This window comes from Massilia horti (assembly GCF_004614195.1).
In the GTDB taxonomy this organism is placed as follows: Bacteria; Pseudomonadota; Gammaproteobacteria; order Burkholderiales; family Burkholderiaceae_D; genus Telluria; species Telluria horti.
This window is the reverse complement of record NZ_SPUM01000023.1, coordinates 19,727-38,472: the sequence shown is the minus strand read 5'-3', so window position 1 is coordinate 38,472 and position 18,746 is coordinate 19,727. Positions and strand designations below refer to the sequence as shown.

Below are 18,746 nucleotides of genomic sequence, written 5' to 3'. Positions count from 1 at the left end.
TTCCGCTGGTACACTTCCCCCCGTGGGTGTTACACATGTACCAGTTCGGAACCCAATGTCAGACCATCTCAAGAAACGCGAAGGCATCTACTACTTTCGCCGTCGCGTCCCCAAAGACTTAATTTCCCATTACAACGGCAAGCGCGAAATCAATTGCAGCTTGGGCGTAAAGGATCGCCCTACAGCGGAAAGGCTCGCCCGGAAGAAAGATGTCGAGCTTGACGACGAGTGGCAACGTCTGCGGGCAACCCGAAAGCATGACGTCGAGCGGGCCACCGAGCCGCCTCAGCGCGTCCCCGAGCCATCCAAGAACTGGTATGACTGGCAGTCCCGCGAGCACATGGAGGCCGAGGAGGAAGCCATCGAGCAGGCGTTCCTTGATACTGTCGCGTGGGAGGATGCCGAGGAAGCAGCGGACGAGCTAACGAAAGACCCGGATCACCTACGCCGGGTGTTCGGCATCATTCTGCGTAAGAGGGCCGAGGCAGGCGCGGACCCGATTGATGCGGCCATTCGGGCGGCAGCTTCACCACAGGTGACCGCTGCGCCGGTCGCGGTCACGGCACCGGCTCCGACATTGGTTAACGCCGCCACCTCCACTTTGGAGCCGAACGGAGTCGCATCGGTTTCCACCGAGAGCACAGACACTCCCAGCCTTGGCTACGTGGTGGAGCACTTCCTAGACAACTACGACCAGACTGTCCCCATGTTTAAGAAACATCGGGCCGCGCTTACCTTGCTCCTTGAATCGGTAGGCGATGTCCCGGTGTCTCAAATTCGTAAGCGGCAGATTGACGCCTACTTCGACATGCTGTGCCGCCTGCCGCCGCGCTGGTCCGATGAAGTGCGACGCACAGGGACCCCAGCCCAGGAACTCGCTAAACAGGAGCACCCGGAAACCTTGTCGCCCAAGACCTTTGAATACTCGTACATGGCGTCCGTCAGGCCGTTTCTGGCTGATGCGAAACGACTGTTCGGTGACGTGGGCTTTCCCCTGAACCTAACGGTCGAAGGGATCAAGTACAAGGGGACACAAACGGAAGGCGCTCGCAAACAACGGGCGTTCCGAAAGGACGAACTCAAACGCCTGTTTGAGGGCAGCGAGTACGCGGCATTCGCGGCTGACACTGAGACGGCGGCTGAGTATTGGCTACCGCTCATCGGCCTCTACACGGGCGCACGGGTGAACGAAATTTGCCAGTTGAACCCGCAGTGCGACATTCGGCATGAAGAGGACATCTGGTTCTTAGACTTCACCGAGGAGTCCGAAGCGGATGAGCGGGTCGTCAAGAGCGTCAAGACCGCAGGATCGAGGCGTAAAGTCCCGATCCATTCGCAACTGCTTGAACTTGGTTTCCTGTCATACGTGGAACGGGTCAAGAAAGCTGGGGCAGCGATCCTCTTCCCCAAATGGATACCGACACAAGGCAAGGCCAGCCCGGCTGCTGGTGACTGGTTCCGTGACTTCTTGAAAGAGACTGGACTGCGAGACGAGACACCCGGCAAAACCTTGGTTGGCATGCACGCCTTCCGTCATACGCTGTTGAACTACGGCCTCAACCATAACGTCGCAAACGTCGATGTCATCACAGGACACGCGGGAGATACCAGCCGGGTCGTCCGTGGATACCAAGGGGAAATGGCGGTTGCGAGCAAGAAGGCGATCATCGAGCAGATCAGGTTCGATGTCGCGCCACCTAGACCCATCGTATAATCCCAACCCGGCTATGGAGTGACGGAGCGCCCGAGGAACCGCACGTAAGCGCACAGTACCTATCCGTCATCATCGCCACTTGAGGAATCCATGAACATCGACTCCATGAACTTCATCCCTGAACCGCTGCGGCAACAGATCGAGGCAGCGGCCAAGGCATCACCGGACATGAACATCCCGAACAACGATGATCCGGTTGACGATCCCGCCATTGAGGATGACGGGACCTCCGATCAGTGAGTTAGGCGCCGCGCTGGTTGAGTATGGCCTGAACGTGATCGATGTGGCGCATTACAGGACGCTCGGATAGCAGAATCATTTTGACACCAAACCAGCAGCGCCACCCGCAAGACCGCCTACAATCGAAACGACAAGTGGGTGCGCAAGCAACGCGGCCAGACGGTTTTTCACCTCTGTCTTGTCTTCGGCTGGCGCAGGTGCCTGTTCAACTTGCGCCAGTAACTGCGTCAGCGCGTGTTGGATGTTCACGACGTTGTGGTCGCCAACCTGCACACCAGTCGACTGATGGATGTTTACTGTTGTGTGTTTCGCTACATGAGGTTGAGGTGGGATAGCTGTTGATTTCCTCAGCTTGAGTTGATAGGAAGCCGGGATGTGCGGCGGCATCCCTGAACTGAAGTCGGCAGAAGTAACAAGGTATCGTTCAACCGTTCCGTTTGGAAGTATGCGCAGAACGTGGTCCTGCTCGGCTACAAGTAGTTGGACGTCGAACACTCTCACCGAGTCGGGGTCACTTGAGAACCCACACTTGTGTGGCCCACTCCTTGAGCCATCCGTGCGTTCAATAATCATCTCGTCATTAAGCAAGTCATCAAAGCCCATCAAAGCTCCCGTTATTCAGAGTTAAGAGTTTGCCCCAACAGCAGCGGATTGGCCGGATGTAAATTAATCAATCACTGCGCGGCCTGTTTGCATCTTCCCACGAACTCATCCATTACGCAAGTAATTGATTTTATTGATCATTTTTGATTAAGAGGCCGCGGGAATTGTTCCAGGCAAAGTTAAGTCACACCCACGAAGCCCACCGCAATAGCTCCATGAAGTCCGGGTTCCTCGCGGCCAGCCCATGCACCAACTCGGGCGGGACCGCGTTCAAGTCCTCGCACTGGAAGGGCAGCGTGGGTGGCTGAGTACCGAACGGGGCCGCGCCGAGGTAAGGACTAGCCGGGAGCGGTCGGAGTGCTTCTCCGTTCGTCCCTGGCCCCTGAACAACCGCTACCGGGCAGGACACCGCGAGCCGTCCTGTTGGGTACTGGCGGGCCGTCCAGCAACCTATCGTGAACTCCTCGAACTCCCCTCGTTGCTCGCGCCGGCCGCGCTCGAACCGGTCCATCATGCCCTCGAAACTCTGTGTCGTCGGATGCGCGATCCGCTGCCGCTGTCGGCCACCGAGGATCGGCCTACGATTCATTCGGCAGTCGAAGCACTCCCCGGCTCGAACATGACGGCGCGTGCTACCGCAGGACCGACAACCGCTGCCCTCGAACCACGACTTGCCTTGAATGAAGGCATCCCACCGTGCTGGATCACTCACGCGCTGTCGGAGACTTGCTGAGTACGCAGGGCTGGTCAAGCACATTCTCCGCTGCTCCTTCGTTAGTCGCTTCCCTCGTGGTTGCTGTTGCATCAATGCGAACCGCTCATCACAGTGCGGCCCGGTCTTCTGTCCCTTCAACGGCATGGACTGGCCCTGCCTTGTTCATAATGGGACCATGCACATGGACCCGCCTGAGCACAGACCGGCTTGGGCATAGATCGGATTGTGTTCATACCAAGTTCTCCTCAATCGAAATTAGGGGGGGTGTTCCCAAAGAAAGACTCCTTTTCTGGCACTACCCGCCATAAATTAGAAGCTATGGCTTGACCGTCATCGGGTACTGTTCCGTAAGACGGGTAACAAGTCACTTTTTTATTAGATACGTAGTATCTATGGGGAAGTTGGCGAAAATGGTGCGCACCGAGTACGCACCCCGGTACGCACTAGCCGCCTGTCAGAGAGCGGCCAGGTACTTCCGAACCGTGCTTTCGGACATCCCAACACGGCGAGCGAGTTCACGATTGGCGATGGCAGGCTCCGCTGCTCGAATGGCCCTCGCGGTTTCCTTCCAGTCCTTGCCCGCGTCCTTGCTGTCGAGTCGTGCATTCGCTCGGGTCGCTTCTGCCTTGACGGCTGCAAGTTCTGCTTCCAGTGCCTCCATTCGCTGCTGCAAGCGCCGCTGCCCCCGGACGATCTGCGAGCCGCTGAACAGGAGACAAGCTAGGCCGCTGTACGTGGCGCTCTGGAGTGCTGCCTTGTGGGTCTGTGAGAGCATGTGTCCCTCCTTTAAGTCCTTGAGTACGGGGTGATCCTTCTTAGCGACGAGCGTTCGGCCCATCCTTCTGCCGTGCGTCTGCTCCGCCACGCGCTTCGCCCACTCCGGGTCGTACCGACGCTCTGCGGCATGTGCTTTCAGAAGCGACTGAACTGCTGGCTTGGTCCCTTCATGTACGCTCTGGAAGATGCTGTTCACGATCTGTTCGTGATCTTGCTGATTCGCCCGGTATGACTTGTGACCCTTCGCCTTGAGTTCACGGAAGAACGCCCGCTTTTCCATTTCGTGCTTGGCAAAGAACTGCTGGGGCGTCATACCGCCTGCCGGGTTCCGGGCTAGGTACTCGCGGATGGCCTCCCGCATCGTGTGAGCGAAACTTTCAATTGAAATCTCACCGCGCCTAACCATGCTCGCTCGTGCCGCCACTGCTCGGGCGCGCTCTGCGTGTTCTACTGCGGCTGCGTCAATGCTGTCCCGCAGGTTGTCATTCGATTTCATTCTGTGCTCCAGATGCGACAAAGCCCGCGCTTGGCGGGCCTCTTTGGTTGGTGGATTGTGCTGCTGGAGTTGGGCGACTGTCCGTAATGCGGACGAGGATTTCGCCCCCCCGCCCCCGGCGCGGCTGGGCGCGGCTGCGCTTGCGCGGGGATCGGGATGCAACCGGATTACAGGCCCGGTACGCCTCGATTCGGCTGGCGTTGGTGCTCGGGCTGGGCCGGGTGCCGGGCCGCCTGTAGGGCTTCTAGGACCGCTTGGCGGGTGCGCTGCTTTTGGTACTGCGCCTGCTGCTCCTCTCGGCCATCCGTACCGCCGTGATGAGCTTGGAATCGACCACCGAGAGCATGCCCTTCGTGGACTTCATGTAATCGCCCCCGTACCAGTACCCCGCCATCGAGTCGAATACTTCGTCATCTGTCCACGGCGACGGGATAACCGGATCACGCTGGCCGGTGGCGTGACTCAACCATGACCGCAGTTGCTGGTACTCGATTACGTACACGCTGCGCTCGGCCTTGGACAGTCGGCCCCACACCTCCTGGTACTCGCGGATCATGTAGCCCATAGCCTGCTGTAGCCGATCCTGCACGGCTTCCGGTTCGCTTGGCTTCACTTGCCCTGCTCCGAGTCCCGGATGCGTGTGATAGTCGCTCGGCTAGTGCTGTACCGGGTTGCCACTTTGGACACCGGGACTCCGAGGGCCAGCAGTTCGCGGATTTCTTCGTGGTGCTCCTCGGCCACCGCCAACGGACGGCCAGCCGACTGCCGCTCGGCCCATGTCGGTAGGCTTCCCGTCAAGACTTGAACTGCCCTGCGGTAAGCCGTGACATAGTTGCCGCAGGCGTTCAAGAACCACTCGCGCTCGGCGTCGTTCAACTCAAGTGGATGCATGGGACGTGCTACGGCCTGTTCGTGTTTCATTGCTACTCCTTGTGATTTGCTGGGAATGTTGAACCCACCCGAGCGGGCAGGGACACGACTGTGTGTCTTTTACGGGGACCGTAATTGATCTGCGTGTGTCTTACAGGAAGACGAAATACGACTGCGTGTGTGTCGTATGGGGTACCGAAATTGAATTTCCCAACAAAACAAGGACTTATCGCAGCAGCAGGAAAGCCCTGGACACCTGCCGTTGCAGCAGATGGCTGGCTCGATTTATCAGCCCTTGGAGCCGCCCTGGCATCTGGGGACGACCCCGCGTTCAGGCCGCCGCGCTAGTCGCGCCACGGCCCCGCCATCGCGCTCGCGCTACGCGGCTGCCTTGCCCACCAACTTGAGGATCGTCGGCGCGGACACGCCGTACTCCTTGGCTAGACCTCTTCCAGTCGCGCCGTTCGCTATCTTGTCCCGTATCTCTTGCTGCACCGCCTCCAGCGTCATGTCGTGCTTCTCAGCGTGCTTGAGCAGCGCGTCTTTACGGCCCAGCGCCTTGCCCTGTTCCTTGGCCCGAGCCAGCCCAGCGTGCGTGCGCTCGACCAGTTGGTCCCGCTCGAACTGTGCGAAGGCGGCGAACATGCGGCGCACCAGATCACCGGCTGCGCTCGTTACCTCCATCACCGGCAGGTCCAACACCACAACCCGGATGCCCTTATCGTTCAGCATCTCGACAGTACGGTCGATGTCAGCGGCGTTACGGCCTAGCCGGTCCAGCTTGGCGACGACTAGCATGTCGCCTTCCTCCAGCTTCTCGACCACCTTAGCGAAGACGGGCCGCTCCATTGCCGGGACGGTGCCGCTAATTGTTTCGGTATGGATGCGCTTCGGTTCCACCACGTAGCCTGCCTGCTTGGCAAGCAGGACTTGATTGTCTGTTGTCTGGTCGGAGGTTGAAACACGGGCGTAAAGATGAATGCGGGGCTGTTGCATAATTCTCAATGTAAAACAAAGGTGTCAAACATTGTATCTGTAAAACAATGAGTTAACAAGGACTTGTTTTACGCCTTGCCAGACTGTTTCCGGTTGTCAATCAAACGGACGATTGTTTTACACTAAATGGGGGATTTAGCGAAAAGCTATGACATTACTTAAATCCATTTACTCTTCCGATGGACGGCTTTAGTATTCGAGTTGTGCCGGGATCGGGCAACTCGGCAAAGTGGTTATCTCTGCCCGTCTAAAAGGAGACTGTCATGTTGTTAGCCATAGATGAAGCTATCCGCTCGATTGAGCGCGCTACGGAGTCGGAATACCTCGGCCAATTCGATGATCCAGAGGACGGAGAATGTATCGGCCTGACGTTCCAGCACGGCGATAACATCACGTCGATCATCCTCAAGCGTTGGCGGCTGCGTCAAATAGGCCGCAACGACGCCCGAGACATCATCGAAAGAACGCGGGCCAGCCTCCATCGCGGACCCCGTTCTATCCACTGACCGGGGGGCCACGGGGGCCGCTGGGCGCGCAAAACCACGCAGTGGTCCCCGCAAAAATCTCCATCAAAATTAGGTCGGGGAGTATTCCGCGGTACTGGTCAACTGTGACCGCCTGGACTGCTGCCTGTGCTTCGCTGCGCAGGGCCGGGAGCAGCACAGACGACCCGCGACGATCTGCCGCGCCTCGGCCAAATACAGTTGACCGCAGATCACGCACGCTGCATTCACCCATCGCGTGCTGCCGGTCCGTGTCGCCATAAACGGCTCAATCTCTAATTAGCTCGAATGGCTTACAGATCGCGGTAGCAGTCCACATACTTTTGCCGGGGCCACGCGGCTTAACTTCGCGGACTTGTAGGGTGCATTGTCCCGTCGTTCGGGGCAGCTTCATGGACCATTCGATACCGCCTTGCACGTGCTGATACCACTCGTGCCCATCGTGGAACCTTCCCTTGATGCGCTTCGTACCGCCGTACAGACAGACGAGCCGTGTTTGCCATTCGTTGCTGAAGGCGTAGTGCTCGTCATACCCCTCCTCAGCACCTTCGTCATCGGTCATGAAACCACCGGCGAGTTCGATGTCCGCGTCCTGTGTCATTACCGCGCTGGTTAGAGAGGCGGCGGGCTTATCCTTACCCGGATAGACCTGCGGGCACTTATAGACTTCGGCATGGGCCGCAGCACAGGACAATGCGAGGATCGCAACGACAAGGCTTCTCATGACACGAGCACAACACAGAACTGGTTGGCGTTATCGCAAGGCTCAATCTGCCAGCCAGTGCGCCTCTTGATTTCCTGCATTTGTTCCCATGAGTATGCCCTGACCGGACGGGGACCGGGTGTATGTTTCTTCGCGCTGTTGTACTGGTCGAACATGATGATCTGGCTCGGCTTCCCGGTCACCACACTGTACCCTTCGCCCCGGACAAACAAGGCCGCGTGGTAGGTGTGGGTACTCGGGAACAACCCGGTGTCGTACTCAAAATAGAAGTTCGCGATCACCGTACCGGGTTTAAGAGTCCTCGCAACCTCCACCACATTGGGGCCAGGGCGCCACCGGGTGGTGTGGCCGACATTGGTCAATTCCTGCGGGAGTCGGGCGCACTCACCGTTCGCGATGAACGTCTTCGTGCCGTCTTGCTGATCCTTGGCCCTCTGCTCGTCCCACTTCTTCAACAGTGCCTCGAAGTTGCCGGGGTAGATAACCGGGTGCGGCATCGTAGCCTCCCGTTAAGCGTGAACCTTGTTAGCGGCTGAGTCCCAGCCCCCTGCGGTACTCCCGCCAGCCCCGCCGCCGATCAATTGCTTCGTGTACGTGAGTTTGATCTTAGACGACGCCAAGTGAACCTTTTCGTTGATGAGGCCGCCGCCATCACCGCTATTCGGGCGGACGCTGGAAAGCATCACGTTCTCAAGTTCAATCTCGTAGTATTTAACCCGCACGCCATCGCCGTCTGCCCGGTAGAACTCGAACTTGGCCTTGGGGATAGTCTTGCCCATTGCACAAGTCTGGAACAGGATCGGGGAAGCGATGTCTGCCAGCTTGTCAAAGCTGACCTCGTGGACCTCGGCTTTGCCACTGGTATGGCCCCCGGCTGTCGACACAGATACGGCCCTCGGCTGGGTTACGCCCCAATCCACATTCTTGACCTCGATCCACGCCTTATGCTTGTCGTCGGTCGAATCGCCTTTGATGTCGCCAAGTTGCAGGTATGCGTCGAGAGCCATTGCCGTCTCCGAATAGTGAGTGGTCGAACAATCATGTTGCCGAGTTGGTTAGTTGCAGGGTTTGACCTAAATCAAGTTCCCCTCGGAAAGCCATACTGGAACTGCCTTATCAATTTGACTAGCAGTTCTGTGTGGTTGAACCGCTCCTTTGATTCCGTTCAAGATGTGCTAGGATGCCTGTATAACAACAATGAGCCGCGTATCAGCGGGGACGGGATGCCAAAGTTCGAGGCCACTGGGACGACTGGCGAAACAACAAAACGTGATCGGGAGCGCCCCAGCGACGCACCGACAGCAGTCCAGGCACGCCAGCCAGCCAAGGACGACGCCGTGTTTTTCAGCACCGTTTTTGAACTCGGGCCGCAGCCTACCGAGGACCAACTTAGAATCGCCCGCGAACAGGGAATCGACCTTCCCGCTAACGCTACTCCCGACGAAATCAGCGACCTAATCAGCCTCACAACATCCAGAGACATACCAGCGTCGCCAGAGTTGCTGGCTATTGCAAGACAGTACAAACTGAAGGTCACCCGGTACTCAGGCAAGAAGCTGTTATTCCAGCGCATCTTCGATAAGGTTTCGCAACCCGGCGACGAGGACGAACTAGCCGCGTGGTTCGCGTACAGGGTCTATCGTGGGCTGGTTCGCGGGACGCCGGACTCACCAGTGAAGGGGCCGGACGATCCACTCATCAAGAACGTGGGTCGGCAGCTTGCCAGTAACCCGGCCGTCATCGCTTCGATACGCCGCTACCGTGCAACTGATCTTGTCTGGTTCGGTCGGTGGACCGCCCCGGACGGGACCACACACGAAGGCGGGAGCAACAAAACGGTGGCCTACCTGACCACTGCTATGTATTTGCAACCGTTCGCATTGAGCGAGAAAGAACGGGCCGCCCCGGCGAGCACTGAACGGGACAGGCAGCACCGTACCTCAACGATTCTCTTGGCGGCTAAAGGATGGCTATCACGCTGGCGCAGTAAGTAGCATTCTGCGGATAGCCTCTTTCAATGTGCCAACGTCGCGCACTCGACCTTGATTTTCCTCAAGGCTACCGGACTCATCCCTAGCTAAAGTTGTTTGATAAGTAAGTAGTGACTTATTAATCGACAAGAGAGGGTTGCCATGATAGAGAGATTCCACATCACGGTCGGCGCGAAGACTTCGGCTGGCGGCGAGGTCATTTCTGCTGCCGACTCATGCAGGTACATCAATGATGCATTGGTCGCCTACGAGCGCGATCAGGTACGGTGTCCAAAGTGCAACTCCATCGGCTACATCCAGCCAGACGGACCGCGCCTGTCCGACACGTTCAACGGCAAAGAGGTGGCGCTAGGTGATGACCTTTGCATCTGCAAGTGCAACCCGCCGCCCCGCCTAATCGCCAATCAGGACTTCTCCTGTCAGACCATCGACGCCGACTGGCACGCCGAACAAGCGAGTGCTGCTGCCGAGACAGTGGCGGAACTGAACACGGCCGGAAACAGCGCGACAGTTCCCCCCGATACCGCCCCGCTTGTGCTGCTGGACCTCAAGACGCAGGAACCCTACAGAAACCGACCGTACCGGCTTCAACTCAAGGACAAGGTTATCGAGGGTACGACTGACCAGAACGGGACCACAAGGCCGCTCACACCCTCGGAACGCGCCGCCGTAGTTGAGTGGCACATCATTGGCGAGACAACCTCTACCTGATTCCTGGCCCCGCCTGTCCGCAGTTCTGAACCGGGCTGCGGACGCCCCGCGTCCTTGAGGAGCGCCCCATGTCCAGCATCTACGTCCCCGGCAAGCCCAATCCTTATTTCCCAAAGCACAAGTTCTACGGCGTCAAAGTGTACGGGAGCTACCAACGGATCGAGGATTGCAAGGTGCATCACTACGTTGGCCCGGCTGCGACAGTTGAGAAAGGCATCGCCGCATACGTCCTGAGTCCTGAGCACTTGTGGGCGACCTTTCAAGTGGAGGCGGAGGACTTGATACGAGTGAACGGTTCATTGGAAAAACACGAAGAGGAACGGAACAAGCTCATCAACGCTGCCTATGCCAAGCTGTGGCTGGCCGACAATCGTTTCCAATGGGCCGGGCTTGCTGCGTTCGCGTCCAAACAGGTCGGATGCACCATCCTCCACGCAAACGAGACGATGACAAAGAACCGCCGCGAGCGCGATTTCTTGGAACTGTCTGCTCCTGCTCCGTTTCCTGGGGCGGGGGCGGCCGTCGTGCAATCGGGGACCGAGTTCGGCGCGGCTCACATGCATGAAAAGCTCGGGTTCGGAAACAAACATCTATTCCTCGACATCTATCCGCTGCATCGTTTCTTCATGGAACGGGGCTGGAAGGAGTTCAACGCCCACCTAGAAAAGCGGCAGAACAATAAGTACCCGGCGTACTGGAACGTGGACAGGCCAGTCCTCCCATTCGCGACACCGTTCCGTGAAATCCGCGAAGGGTTCGGCCTTATTGAAGCGGGCAATTTATCGAAAAGCGTTGAACGGCTCGCGCAGCATGAACAGGTGAACATCCTCCAAAAGATCATGTACAACGACGATTTCACACGACGACTGCTTGAGCTTAACCAGTACGCCGTAGTGACCGGCATCCCGACTGGCGACGCTGAGATGATCGAGCTAACCCTATCGGCTCAGTGTAAGGCTAAGGACGGGTTCACGTGGCCTTTCTCGAAAGACAAGTACGCCAAGATTTGGGATGTCGATCAGCGAATGAGGTTCGTGCTTCGGGCGGCTGAACAGTTCAATAAGCATTTGAACGGCCCACAGCGGCCCCTCATCGAGGAATCCATCCGTGCAATAGCCGCTGGCGGGGGCGTGGCGTGAAGGCATGGTATCGCCGTTTGGTCGTGCTGGCTGGTGTTATCGGTCTCGGTGCATGGTGGCATTACCGGACGCCCTTACCGACAGTCCTTTCGTTCGGCCTCGGCGACACCTTCGAGAAGGTCGCCAAGAACTCAAGCTACCCGGTCATGGAGCGGTCCAACCGGCCAGCTGATGATCCCGGAGAAAACAAGTTCGGCGCGACTTGGGTCACGGAGCCAGCCGTTATCATTCATTTCACCGACCCGAAACACGGCTTCACCCTACCGCCGACGAAGTTCGCCGCCTTGACTTACTCCGATAACAAAGCCGTCTCACTTGCCACCTCGCCCATGCTGGACAAGTTGCCGTTTGATGACGTCGTGGCTGTGCTGGAGAACTTACAGAACCAGTTCAAAGCGGGCGGCTGGGAGCCGTGGGAGGTCGATGGAAGTACGTGGTTCGACTTGACGCCCGAAGGCAAGAAGCGGCTGTATGCGCGAATGTTCGAGCCGGGGTACATGCAGACGGCAATTCTGCGCGTCCCGAAGAAATACGGCATGACCTTCCGGCTCAAATGCGCCGAGGGCTGCTGGACTCGTGAATCGCCGTACAAGTTCCTCATCGACGTTGGAGTTGGTGTGGATACCGAAGGATGGGAGCCGGGCCGAGAACCTTTCCCTGAACCCTGACAGCGACTGGCCCCGCTGCATTCCGTGCTGCTGGAGATGCTCATCCCTGGCCCGCCAAAAGTTGCCCCAAGTCGTCGTCTAAACTGTTACACTTGTGCCTGTCGCGGGGCATGTGTACCAGCACGAAAACCGCATGAATACTAGGGGTGCGAGAGAATCCCCCTCTCTCCGCCAAGTCTTAAGTACCTGATTTTGCTGGCAAATCCTCCCATGGACGGAGGATTTTTTTTGGCCTGTGTACTATAAAACTCAGGTTGTACTATTCAAATCAGGCTTACCGCAACGGTTGGACCCATTTCAAATGCAGCTACATGACCGTGGCCGCGTTATCAACCTCTCACCGCGTGCAGGGAACCCGCGAAATGACCAACCCGGTCGCCGCCGCGGCCGGGAGCCGGTCTGCAAATTCATCAAGTGCGAACGGACTGCAAGGACCCTGACTACCAGCCGCTAACCACGTCAGGACAAAATCCCAATCAACTCGATCTTCAAACCGGGAATCCCATCCGGGGCATAGATCGCCAGTTCACCGGCTTTGAACGCGTTCTCGTGCAGTGGACCTTTTGCAGCCAACAAAAAATAGTAGGTGTTCGGCCGAACTGGCACCGCTGATGGGACCTGTGGCATGTGGGACAACGGAATGCCGGGCAGCGCTGACCCGACGATTTTCTCAAGGTCGTTGGGCGCACCGATCTTCAGCCGAACCGGCACCGCCGCCACCAACTCGAGCGCCGGGACGTCTGCGTTGACGGCCAAGCACAGCTGGGTGTCTTTGGTCACTTTGGCGGGATCGAGCGTGGCCCGGTAGAACGCGCGCCGCGTCTTGTCGGCATCGAGAGGGATCAGGAAGTACTTTGCCGCGATCACGGTATCGACCAGGTCGCGCACAAGCGCATCCAGCTTGCCGAACACCTCACCCAGCGCGTCGTGCCGGTAGGCTGGCAGGTCGCCGGTCTTGTACCTGTCAGAAAAGGTCATGAGGCCGCCGGCGACACCAAGCAGCTGTCCGTAGAGTGCTTCGGGGTGATGTCCCGGGGACCGCGCCGTGTGCATCAACAGCGCATTAGCCGTGCTCACGATATTGAGCATCCACCACGATGATATGTCGCCGGTCGAGACCTCGTACAGGTCAGAGCTCGTCTTGCGGTGCATGCGCTGCAGGGCTTCGATCTTCGCCGTCAGCGCGCTGATCAATCCTTCCAGCATCCGCCCCAGCGACGGCACGGCGCCGATCGCCACGATGGGCGGAATGAAGGTCGGATCGATCTCGAACCCACCTTGGAGCGCGCGGCGGATGCGCACGACCGGGAGGCTGGCATGAACGTCGCGCACCCCTGGATGGGACACCAACCGCGCCTGTTTCTTCAGGAATGGCACGTCGATGGGCACCGCTTCGCTAAACAGGTCCAGCGTCTCCGCTTCGCTTCGCACGTATCGTCCGTCCTGGTCCGCGTTGCCGCCATGTGGTTTGACGGCGGCAAGCGCCGCGTGAAAGGTGAAGGTCTGCGCCTCGGCCGATAAGCCGGACAGATCGACAGCATCAGGCAGCAAGTCTGCGCCCGGCGCCTCGTAGATTTCGCCGTCGGGGAAGATCAAGGCCATCGTCTCCGCGCCAAGGCGATTGTGCGCGAGACCGTCCAGATTCCACTGCACCGATCGGACGCCCCACAAATGCGGCTGCAGCGCCGCGATCATGCGCTGCAGCCGCGTCTCGTGGTAGATATCTTGGCGCTGGAAATGCTGTGGCCCCAGTGTCAGGCCCTCGGACCATAAAATCTTTGATGCTACGCTCATCGTTCGCCTCCGCCGTCAGGTTGCGCTGCACAGATTCTCAGAAGCATGACTTTCCGTTCGCCCACATCGTTTGATCTTGCTCAGATCAGCTCGTTGTTTCGGCAGGTGAGATGCGCATTGCGGATGCGCAAGATTGCTAACGTTCAAGGCAGGATAATGACGGTTACGGCCACTGCCGCCTGCCCAAGGATCGAGACATGCAAGGTTTCTCCCCCGGACTGTTTGACCGCCTGGATAGCGATGACGAGCAATCTCAAGCAAAGGGGCGCGATGCACGTTCGCGCGCGCTTGAAGTGGCCAAGCGGAGCATCATGCGCGACCTCGAAGCCCTGTTAAACACCCGCTCCGCATTGTTGCCGTCAGTCCTAGACGGCTGCCCGACCGTGTCCGGCTCCCTCTTGAACTACGGCCTGATTGACTTTGCCGGCATGTGCATGACCAGCGACACCGACCAGCAGCAGATATGCCGTGCCGTGCGGCTGGCGATCGAGCGGCACGAGCCTCGGCTGCACAAGGTGGCCGTGACTCTGCGGCCCAAGAAGGGGGCTATCAACTGCGTCGAATTCGAGATCACGGCGCAGCTGAAGAGTGGTCGCTATATCGAAGCAATGTCATTCAATGCCATCTTCCGGCCTTCGCTTCAGCGGTATTCCGTCGAAGGCGCCAACTAGAAGCACTCCCCATGGACGAATTGTTTGCGAAATACGAGCATGAGCTTGTGACCCTCCGGTCGCTGTGCCGGGAGTATGCCCAGCGCTATCCGAAGGTCGCCGCGAAGCTGCAGATGGGCGGCGAAGCGTGCGATGATCCACATGTCGAGCGCCTGATCCAGGCGGTGGCGTTGCTTGCCGCACGGGTGTCAAAGCGCCTCGACGACTCATATCCGGAGTTTACCGAGGCGCTGCTCAACCTTCTCTTTCCGCACTATCTGAAGCCCTTCCCGTCGTGTGCGGTGATCAGGTTCCACGACGCGCCAGCCACCGGGAATCAGGTCGAAGTCCCTCGCGGAACAGTTCTCGAAACCGTCCCGGTACGAAATATCCCCTGCACGTTCAAGACAGTCTACGACATCAAGCCCTCCCCGGTCATGCTGGCCGATGCTCGCTTCGACGCGATGATCCAAGCTCCGATCGCGACGCGCCTCCCGGATGGCGTCACGTCCTCGATCACGATGGTCTTCGAGTTATCGGAGCCCGGCGCGCCCATATCCACGGATCCGGGCGCCATGTTGCGGCTGTATGCCGACAGCGATTCGTCGTTCTGCGCAACGCTGCGCGATGTCGTCTTCATGCACGCTGCGGGTGCATACCTACAAATCGAGGATGACGGGCCGTGGCAGCGCTTGCCGGCCTTTCCAATTAAACCGGTCGGCTTCACCGACGACGAGGCGCTCATTCCGTTTAGCGCGCGTTCGCACACGGCGTATCGCGTCCTTGCCGAGTATTTCGCATTCCCCGAAAAGTTCAACTTCATCGATATCGATGTGCCCGCCTTGCTGGCGCGCGCGCCTGCCGGCTCGCCCCGCATTACGCTCCACCTGGCCATCAGCGACCTGCGCCCCGATTCCGACAAAGCCCGACTGCTGGCGAACCTGTCAGCCCACACCTTACTCACGGGCTGCACCCCGGCAGTAAACCTCTTCAGCCAGCCGGGCGTGCCGATCACCTACAATCAGCTGTCCGCCGACTACGCGCTGCTCGCCCACGGGAGCTTTCCGCAGGCATTCGAGGTGTACTCGGTCGACAAGGTACACATGGTCCGGCAGCGAGGCAAGGGCACGACCATCACCAAGTTCCGTCCGTTCTACTCGCTGCGCCATGGTGAGGACGACGGCGCGGAGAAAGGACACTACTGGCTAATGCGTCATGACGAGACCCTGGCCGTCTGCAGCCCCGGCCACGAGAAATCAATTTCGCTTGTGAACGCCGACTGCGAGCCACTGGAGATCGAGCGGAACGTCTTGTCGGTCGAGCTCACATGCACAAATCGCGACCTGCCATGCTCGATCAAGCTTGGTGCGTCCGAAGGCGACCTGTTCGTCCCCGGTTCCGAACGCGGCGAGATCATCCGATTCCTGCGCAGGCCGACCCGGCCCGCACGGCTGGTGAACGGCCCGGACTCACACTGGCGCCTGATCTCCCACCTGGCACTCAACCATCACTCAATCGTGCAGGAAGGGGCCATGGGGCTACGCGAGATGCTGGCACTTTACGATCTCGCCCAGACGCCAGTCTCGCGCAGGCAGATCGGTGGCATCATCGCTATCGACCAGAGCGAAACCACTGCCTGGATGCGGCACAAGCGCGGCTCCTCGCTCGTGCACGGCATGGAGGTACGCCTCACGCTTGACGAGGACGCCTACGTGGGCGCAGGCCTGCACCTGTTCGTGCAGGTTCTCGACCAGTTCCTGGGCATGTACGTTCACCTGAACAGCTTTATCGAACTCGTCATCCTGTCGCACCAGAGCGGAAAGGAACTGTTCCGATGCCGGCCACGAAGCGGAACCATGAACCTGGTGTGATGGCGCTGCTGCTCAACGAGCCGCACCGGTTCGAGTTCGCGCAACTGCTAAACGTCCTGTTGCGCGCGCTGCGTCGCCAAGGCACGCCGTACGACAAGGCGTTCGGCGATGTACTGCGATTTCGGAACAACTTGTCTCTGGCCTTCCCGCCCAGCGAAGTGCAGGCGCTTGAAGTTGAGACGAATGCGCCCCCAGCCAACCACGGTCCGCCCCGCGCTGTCGCCGCTGGCGCGCTAAGGAAGATTCGCATCACGCCCTCTTTCGTTGGCCTGCTCGGCGCCAGTGGCACTTTGCCGCTGCATGACACCGAGCGGGTTGCGGCACGTCGCTCACTAGATGGCGACACCAGCCAGCACGAACTTATCGATGTCTTGTCTAACCGAATGATCGGCTTGTTCTACGAGGCATGGGGAAAATACCGTGTCGAACACGGCATCGACGTCCGCGGACATGATCGCCTGCTGCCTATGTTGATGGCGTTGGCAGGCATGAAGTCGCACGGTGCGCACCGGTGGCAGCGTGCGTGCGTGAATGATGAGACTACTGGATACTACGCTGCCCTGCTTCGGACACGCCCTGTCTCAGCTGGAACGATCGAGCGAGTCCTGGCCGAGCACTTCGATCTGCCCGTCCGCCTGGAGCAGTTTGTCGGCTGTTGGGACGCGATTCCGGAGAAGCGGCGCAGCACGCTTGGCACCAAACCGGTGCTCGGTTTCGGAGCTGCGCTCGGCGTCCGCCTCTGGCGAACTGACCTGCGCATCCGGCTGCACATCGGCCCGCTCGACGAGGAACAGGTTCAGGACTTCCTGCCGGGGGGGCGCGCGCTACTGGCCTTAAAGGAAATGGTATGTCTGTTCGCCGTGCCGGCGCTGCGGTACGAGATTCGCTTGCTTCTGGCTCCTCCCTGCGTCAAGAGGATGACGCTTACAACAAGAATGGGGCAACCGAGACGGTTGGGCTGGGACACCTTCCTGACCGGGACACCCGGTGTGGCCAGCCGGCCGGAAATTGGGTTGATGCTCCGCCTGCCCGCGCCGTCAGGCCGCCCTGCCCGGCCAAATCCGGTAGCGGCGGCCACGGACCTGGTTAGCCCGTAACCGGCACAGTCGCGTGCGCCCGATACGGTTTGGGCGCAGGGGCCTCGCCATTGAACCTTTCCGCGTTGATCAGGACCGGAGCCACGAAAATGAGTTTACGTTCCTGCCGTCCCGGTCCGACAGGCTGCATTCGGAAGTGCCCCCTACGCCAATGTGGCGCCACGCCCGCGCCGGATCCGTGGTTCACTTCGGCCGATGCCAAGGCCTCGGGGCCGACAAGGATGCCGTTGTACAGAGACGCAGCACGCTGCAGGAGCCGGACACGCTTGCGCTCCCCTAGTCCGGCAACGCGCCGCATCGCCTCATCGTAGTCATGGCGTTCAATGATGCGCGCCTGTTTGAGCGCCATGTACAAGAACACCTTGACCACGTAGCCGACGGCTGTGTGCATAGGCTGGCGGTAATCGTCCTCCGGCTGGCCGCCAACTACATCGAGCACCCTGTCCAGCCAACTGCCTACGGTCGTGTTCCCCCGATCGGTTTCGCCAAGCAGCGTCACGTAACCGCCGTAGCGATCCTGCCGCTTGCTGATAAAGATGAGTTCCAGCGTCCACGACGTTGGCCCTGTCGCGCAACGATCCGACTGCGGCGTGTAGAAGCAAAAAACGCCGTCAAAGAAACGGTCGGGAGCGGTCGAATTCGGCACCTTCAGGTACCGCATCGCAGTGTCGCCGAAACGTAGGTATTGGGCCGCATACGGCGGCCCTACCATGCTCATCGGCAGAGAGAGGTCAATATCCGAATTGGTCAGCCTGATCTCCCAACAGGTGGCATTTGGCTCGGCCCATCGTGTCCAGATAGCCGTGTGCCCCAGCGCCCTGGCCCACGCATCGGTCGCGCCCTGGTGCCGGAACTGTATTGGGTACGGCCGTCCACAAAGCGGGCCAACAGAGCTCAATTCCAGTGCTTCGCCTACATCGATGATGTTATCGGTGCGCGCCATTTGACGAGACGCTGCGGCTCGCGTATCGCACGCTGTCGGGGCACTTCGGTGGCCTCGGTGTCTCCGCTGTTTGTGCATCGCAGTCGCCCCTTCTTGTTATGAACAAGAAATTCCAGAGGAAAACTGTAAAGCTGACGGAGCCAAGTGGATTGATATTGCTCAAACTCGGCTGATCAAAACCAGCGCTTCCAGTTGCTCGAAAGTTAGTTGATTGTCGTCAAGGCTACGACCGACTCTGCAGGTT

Annotated in this window: 20 protein-coding genes; 10 read left to right on the top strand and 10 right to left on the bottom strand. The window is 59.1% G+C overall.

Annotated features, from left to right (window positions below; translation table 11 throughout):
* The first annotated feature begins 55 nt into the window (after positions 1-55).
* Together E4O92_RS03505 and E4O92_RS24705 are read left to right on the top strand one after the other, a co-directional pair.
* Positions 56-1,714: a site-specific integrase gene (locus tag E4O92_RS03505; RefSeq protein WP_135188366.1), complete on the top strand. Its 1,659-nt coding sequence runs from the start codon at positions 56-58 to the stop codon at positions 1,712-1,714.
* Between the two features lie 90 nt (positions 1,715-1,804).
* The gene (locus E4O92_RS24705; protein WP_167759682.1) at positions 1,805-1,954 is read left to right on the top strand and encodes a hypothetical protein; all 150 of its coding nucleotides are present in this window, start codon (positions 1,805-1,807) and stop codon (positions 1,952-1,954) included.
* A gap of 75 nt (positions 1,955-2,029) precedes the next feature.
* Here E4O92_RS24705 and E4O92_RS03500 read toward each other — a convergent pair whose 3' ends face one another.
* From E4O92_RS03500 to E4O92_RS03480, 5 genes are all read right to left on the bottom strand, one after another.
* Positions 2,030-2,557, bottom strand: a complete 528-nt coding sequence (locus tag E4O92_RS03500; RefSeq protein ID WP_135188365.1) for an RIP homotypic interaction motif-containing protein — start codon at positions 2,555-2,557, stop codon at positions 2,030-2,032.
* 1,169 nt (positions 2,558-3,726) lie between these two features.
* Positions 3,727-4,545 carry a winged helix-turn-helix transcriptional regulator gene (locus E4O92_RS03495; protein ID WP_135188364.1) on the bottom strand — a complete coding sequence of 273 codons (819 nt, stop codon included), beginning with the start codon at positions 4,543-4,545 and terminating at the stop codon, positions 3,727-3,729.
* 244 nt (positions 4,546-4,789) lie between these two features.
* Entirely contained in the window at positions 4,790-5,134 is a 345-nt protein-coding gene (locus E4O92_RS03490) for a hypothetical protein (RefSeq protein WP_135188363.1), read from the bottom strand.
* Between the two features lie 20 nt (positions 5,135-5,154).
* On the bottom strand, positions 5,155-5,466 hold the full coding sequence (locus tag E4O92_RS03485; RefSeq protein WP_135188362.1) for a helix-turn-helix domain-containing protein: 312 nt from the start codon (positions 5,464-5,466) through the stop codon (positions 5,155-5,157).
* 327 nt (positions 5,467-5,793) lie between these two features.
* Entirely contained in the window at positions 5,794-6,411 is a 618-nt protein-coding gene (locus tag E4O92_RS03480; protein ID WP_135188361.1) for a recombinase family protein, read from the bottom strand.
* Between the two features lie 263 nt (positions 6,412-6,674).
* Here E4O92_RS03480 and E4O92_RS03475 point away from each other — a divergent pair, with 263 nt between their 5' ends.
* Entirely contained in the window at positions 6,675-6,917 is a 243-nt protein-coding gene (locus E4O92_RS03475) for a hypothetical protein (RefSeq protein WP_135188360.1), read from the top strand.
* 265 nt (positions 6,918-7,182) lie between these two features.
* On the opposite strand, the gene E4O92_RS03470 is transcribed toward E4O92_RS03475, so the two are convergent.
* From E4O92_RS03470 to E4O92_RS03460, 3 genes are read right to left on the bottom strand one after another with little or no spacing between them, the layout of a single operon-like run.
* Positions 7,183-7,638 carry a hypothetical protein gene (locus E4O92_RS03470; protein WP_135188359.1) on the bottom strand — a complete coding sequence of 152 codons (456 nt, stop codon included), beginning with the start codon at positions 7,636-7,638 and terminating at the stop codon, positions 7,183-7,185.
* Positions 7,635-8,135, bottom strand: coding sequence for a BPSL0067 family protein (locus E4O92_RS03465; RefSeq protein ID WP_135188358.1), 501 nt, complete (start codon positions 8,133-8,135; stop codon positions 7,635-7,637). Before E4O92_RS03465 ends, E4O92_RS03470 begins: the two co-directional genes overlap by 4 nt.
* A 12-nt stretch (positions 8,136-8,147) precedes the next feature.
* Positions 8,148-8,645 carry an Hcp family type VI secretion system effector gene (locus E4O92_RS03460; protein WP_135188357.1) on the bottom strand — a complete coding sequence of 166 codons (498 nt, stop codon included), beginning with the start codon at positions 8,643-8,645 and terminating at the stop codon, positions 8,148-8,150.
* A 216-nt stretch (positions 8,646-8,861) separates the two neighbouring features.
* Here E4O92_RS03460 and E4O92_RS03455 point away from each other — a divergent pair, with 216 nt between their 5' ends.
* The 4 genes from E4O92_RS03455 to E4O92_RS03440 all read left to right on the top strand — a co-directional run bounded on the left by E4O92_RS03455 (position 8,862) and on the right by E4O92_RS03440 (position 12,147).
* The gene (locus tag E4O92_RS03455) at positions 8,862-9,632 is read left to right on the top strand and encodes a hypothetical protein (protein WP_135188356.1); all 771 of its coding nucleotides are present in this window, start codon (positions 8,862-8,864) and stop codon (positions 9,630-9,632) included.
* Between the two features lie 138 nt (positions 9,633-9,770).
* On the top strand, positions 9,771-10,340 hold the full coding sequence (locus E4O92_RS03450) for a PAAR domain-containing protein (protein ID WP_135188355.1): 570 nt from the start codon (positions 9,771-9,773) through the stop codon (positions 10,338-10,340).
* A 68-nt stretch (positions 10,341-10,408) separates the two neighbouring features.
* Positions 10,409-11,479 (top strand): DUF2515 family protein, encoded by a 1,071-nt coding sequence (locus E4O92_RS03445; RefSeq protein ID WP_135188354.1) that lies wholly within the window; start codon positions 10,409-10,411, stop codon positions 11,477-11,479.
* Positions 11,476-12,147, top strand: coding sequence for a hypothetical protein (locus E4O92_RS03440; protein ID WP_135188353.1), 672 nt, complete (start codon positions 11,476-11,478; stop codon positions 12,145-12,147). The genes E4O92_RS03445 and E4O92_RS03440 overlap by 4 nt, the downstream gene beginning before the upstream one ends.
* Positions 12,148-12,606: 459 nt before the next feature.
* Here the strand turns inward: E4O92_RS03440 and tssK are convergent, their stop codons facing one another.
* Positions 12,607-13,941 (bottom strand): type VI secretion system baseplate subunit TssK, encoded by a 1,335-nt coding sequence (gene tssK / locus E4O92_RS03435; RefSeq protein ID WP_135188352.1) that lies wholly within the window; start codon positions 13,939-13,941, stop codon positions 12,607-12,609.
* 197 nt (positions 13,942-14,138) lie between these two features.
* Between tssK and tssE the strand changes: the two genes are divergently transcribed.
* Genes tssE through tssG form a run of 3 tightly spaced genes read left to right on the top strand, consistent with a single transcriptional unit; the run spans position 14,139 to position 17,559 of the window.
* Complete coding sequence (tssE, locus tag E4O92_RS03430) at positions 14,139-14,612, top strand: type VI secretion system baseplate subunit TssE (RefSeq protein ID WP_135188351.1); 474 nt, start codon at positions 14,139-14,141, stop codon at positions 14,610-14,612.
* An 11-nt stretch (positions 14,613-14,623) separates the two neighbouring features.
* Positions 14,624-16,462, top strand: a complete 1,839-nt coding sequence (gene tssF / locus E4O92_RS03425) for a type VI secretion system baseplate subunit TssF (RefSeq protein WP_135188350.1) — start codon at positions 14,624-14,626, stop codon at positions 16,460-16,462.
* Entirely contained in the window at positions 16,426-17,559 is a 1,134-nt protein-coding gene (gene tssG, locus E4O92_RS03420; protein ID WP_135188349.1) for a type VI secretion system baseplate subunit TssG, read from the top strand. The genes tssF and tssG overlap by 37 nt, the downstream gene beginning before the upstream one ends.
* Here tssG and E4O92_RS03415 read toward each other — a convergent pair.
* Positions 17,549-18,502, bottom strand: a complete 954-nt coding sequence (locus E4O92_RS03415; RefSeq protein ID WP_135188348.1) for an AcrVA2 family anti-CRISPR protein — start codon at positions 18,500-18,502, stop codon at positions 17,549-17,551. The two genes, tssG and E4O92_RS03415, sit on opposite strands and share 11 nt — an antisense overlap.
* Positions 18,503-18,746 lie beyond the last annotated feature (244 nt).

Bases quoted from the DNA above. Each gene is read 5' to 3' on its own strand.
- tssG (WP_135188349.1), top strand. From the start codon at position 16,426: ATGCCGGCCACGAAGCGGAACCATGAACCTGGTGTGATGGCGCTGCTG.
- E4O92_RS03455 (WP_135188356.1), top strand. From the start codon at position 8,862: ATGCCAAAGTTCGAGGCCACTGGGACGACTGGCGAAACAACAAAACGT.
- E4O92_RS03495 (WP_135188364.1), bottom strand. From the start codon at position 4,545: ATGAAATCGAATGACAACCTGCGGGACAGCATTGACGCAGCCGCAGTA.
- tssF (WP_135188350.1), top strand. From the start codon at position 14,624: ATGGACGAATTGTTTGCGAAATACGAGCATGAGCTTGTGACCCTCCGG.
- E4O92_RS03485 (WP_135188362.1), bottom strand. From the start codon at position 5,466: ATGAAACACGAACAGGCCGTAGCACGTCCCATGCATCCACTTGAGTTG.
- E4O92_RS03480 (WP_135188361.1), bottom strand. From the start codon at position 6,411: ATGCAACAGCCCCGCATTCATCTTTACGCCCGTGTTTCAACCTCCGAC.
- E4O92_RS03475 (WP_135188360.1), top strand. From the start codon at position 6,675: ATGTTGTTAGCCATAGATGAAGCTATCCGCTCGATTGAGCGCGCTACG.
- tssE (WP_135188351.1), top strand. From the start codon at position 14,139: ATGCAAGGTTTCTCCCCCGGACTGTTTGACCGCCTGGATAGCGATGAC.
- E4O92_RS03415 (WP_135188348.1), bottom strand. From the start codon at position 18,502: ATGGCGCGCACCGATAACATCATCGATGTAGGCGAAGCACTGGAATTG.
- E4O92_RS24705 (WP_167759682.1), top strand. From the start codon at position 1,805: ATGAACATCGACTCCATGAACTTCATCCCTGAACCGCTGCGGCAACAG.
- E4O92_RS03470 (WP_135188359.1), bottom strand. From the start codon at position 7,638: ATGAGAAGCCTTGTCGTTGCGATCCTCGCATTGTCCTGTGCTGCGGCC.
- E4O92_RS03460 (WP_135188357.1), bottom strand. From the start codon at position 8,645: ATGGCTCTCGACGCATACCTGCAACTTGGCGACATCAAAGGCGATTCG.
- E4O92_RS03500 (WP_135188365.1), bottom strand. From the start codon at position 2,557: ATGGGCTTTGATGACTTGCTTAATGACGAGATGATTATTGAACGCACG.
- tssK (WP_135188352.1), bottom strand. From the start codon at position 13,941: ATGAGCGTAGCATCAAAGATTTTATGGTCCGAGGGCCTGACACTGGGG.
- E4O92_RS03450 (WP_135188355.1), top strand. From the start codon at position 9,771: ATGATAGAGAGATTCCACATCACGGTCGGCGCGAAGACTTCGGCTGGC.
- E4O92_RS03505 (WP_135188366.1), top strand. From the start codon at position 56: ATGTCAGACCATCTCAAGAAACGCGAAGGCATCTACTACTTTCGCCGT.
- E4O92_RS03465 (WP_135188358.1), bottom strand. From the start codon at position 8,135: ATGCCGCACCCGGTTATCTACCCCGGCAACTTCGAGGCACTGTTGAAG.
- E4O92_RS03445 (WP_135188354.1), top strand. From the start codon at position 10,409: ATGTCCAGCATCTACGTCCCCGGCAAGCCCAATCCTTATTTCCCAAAG.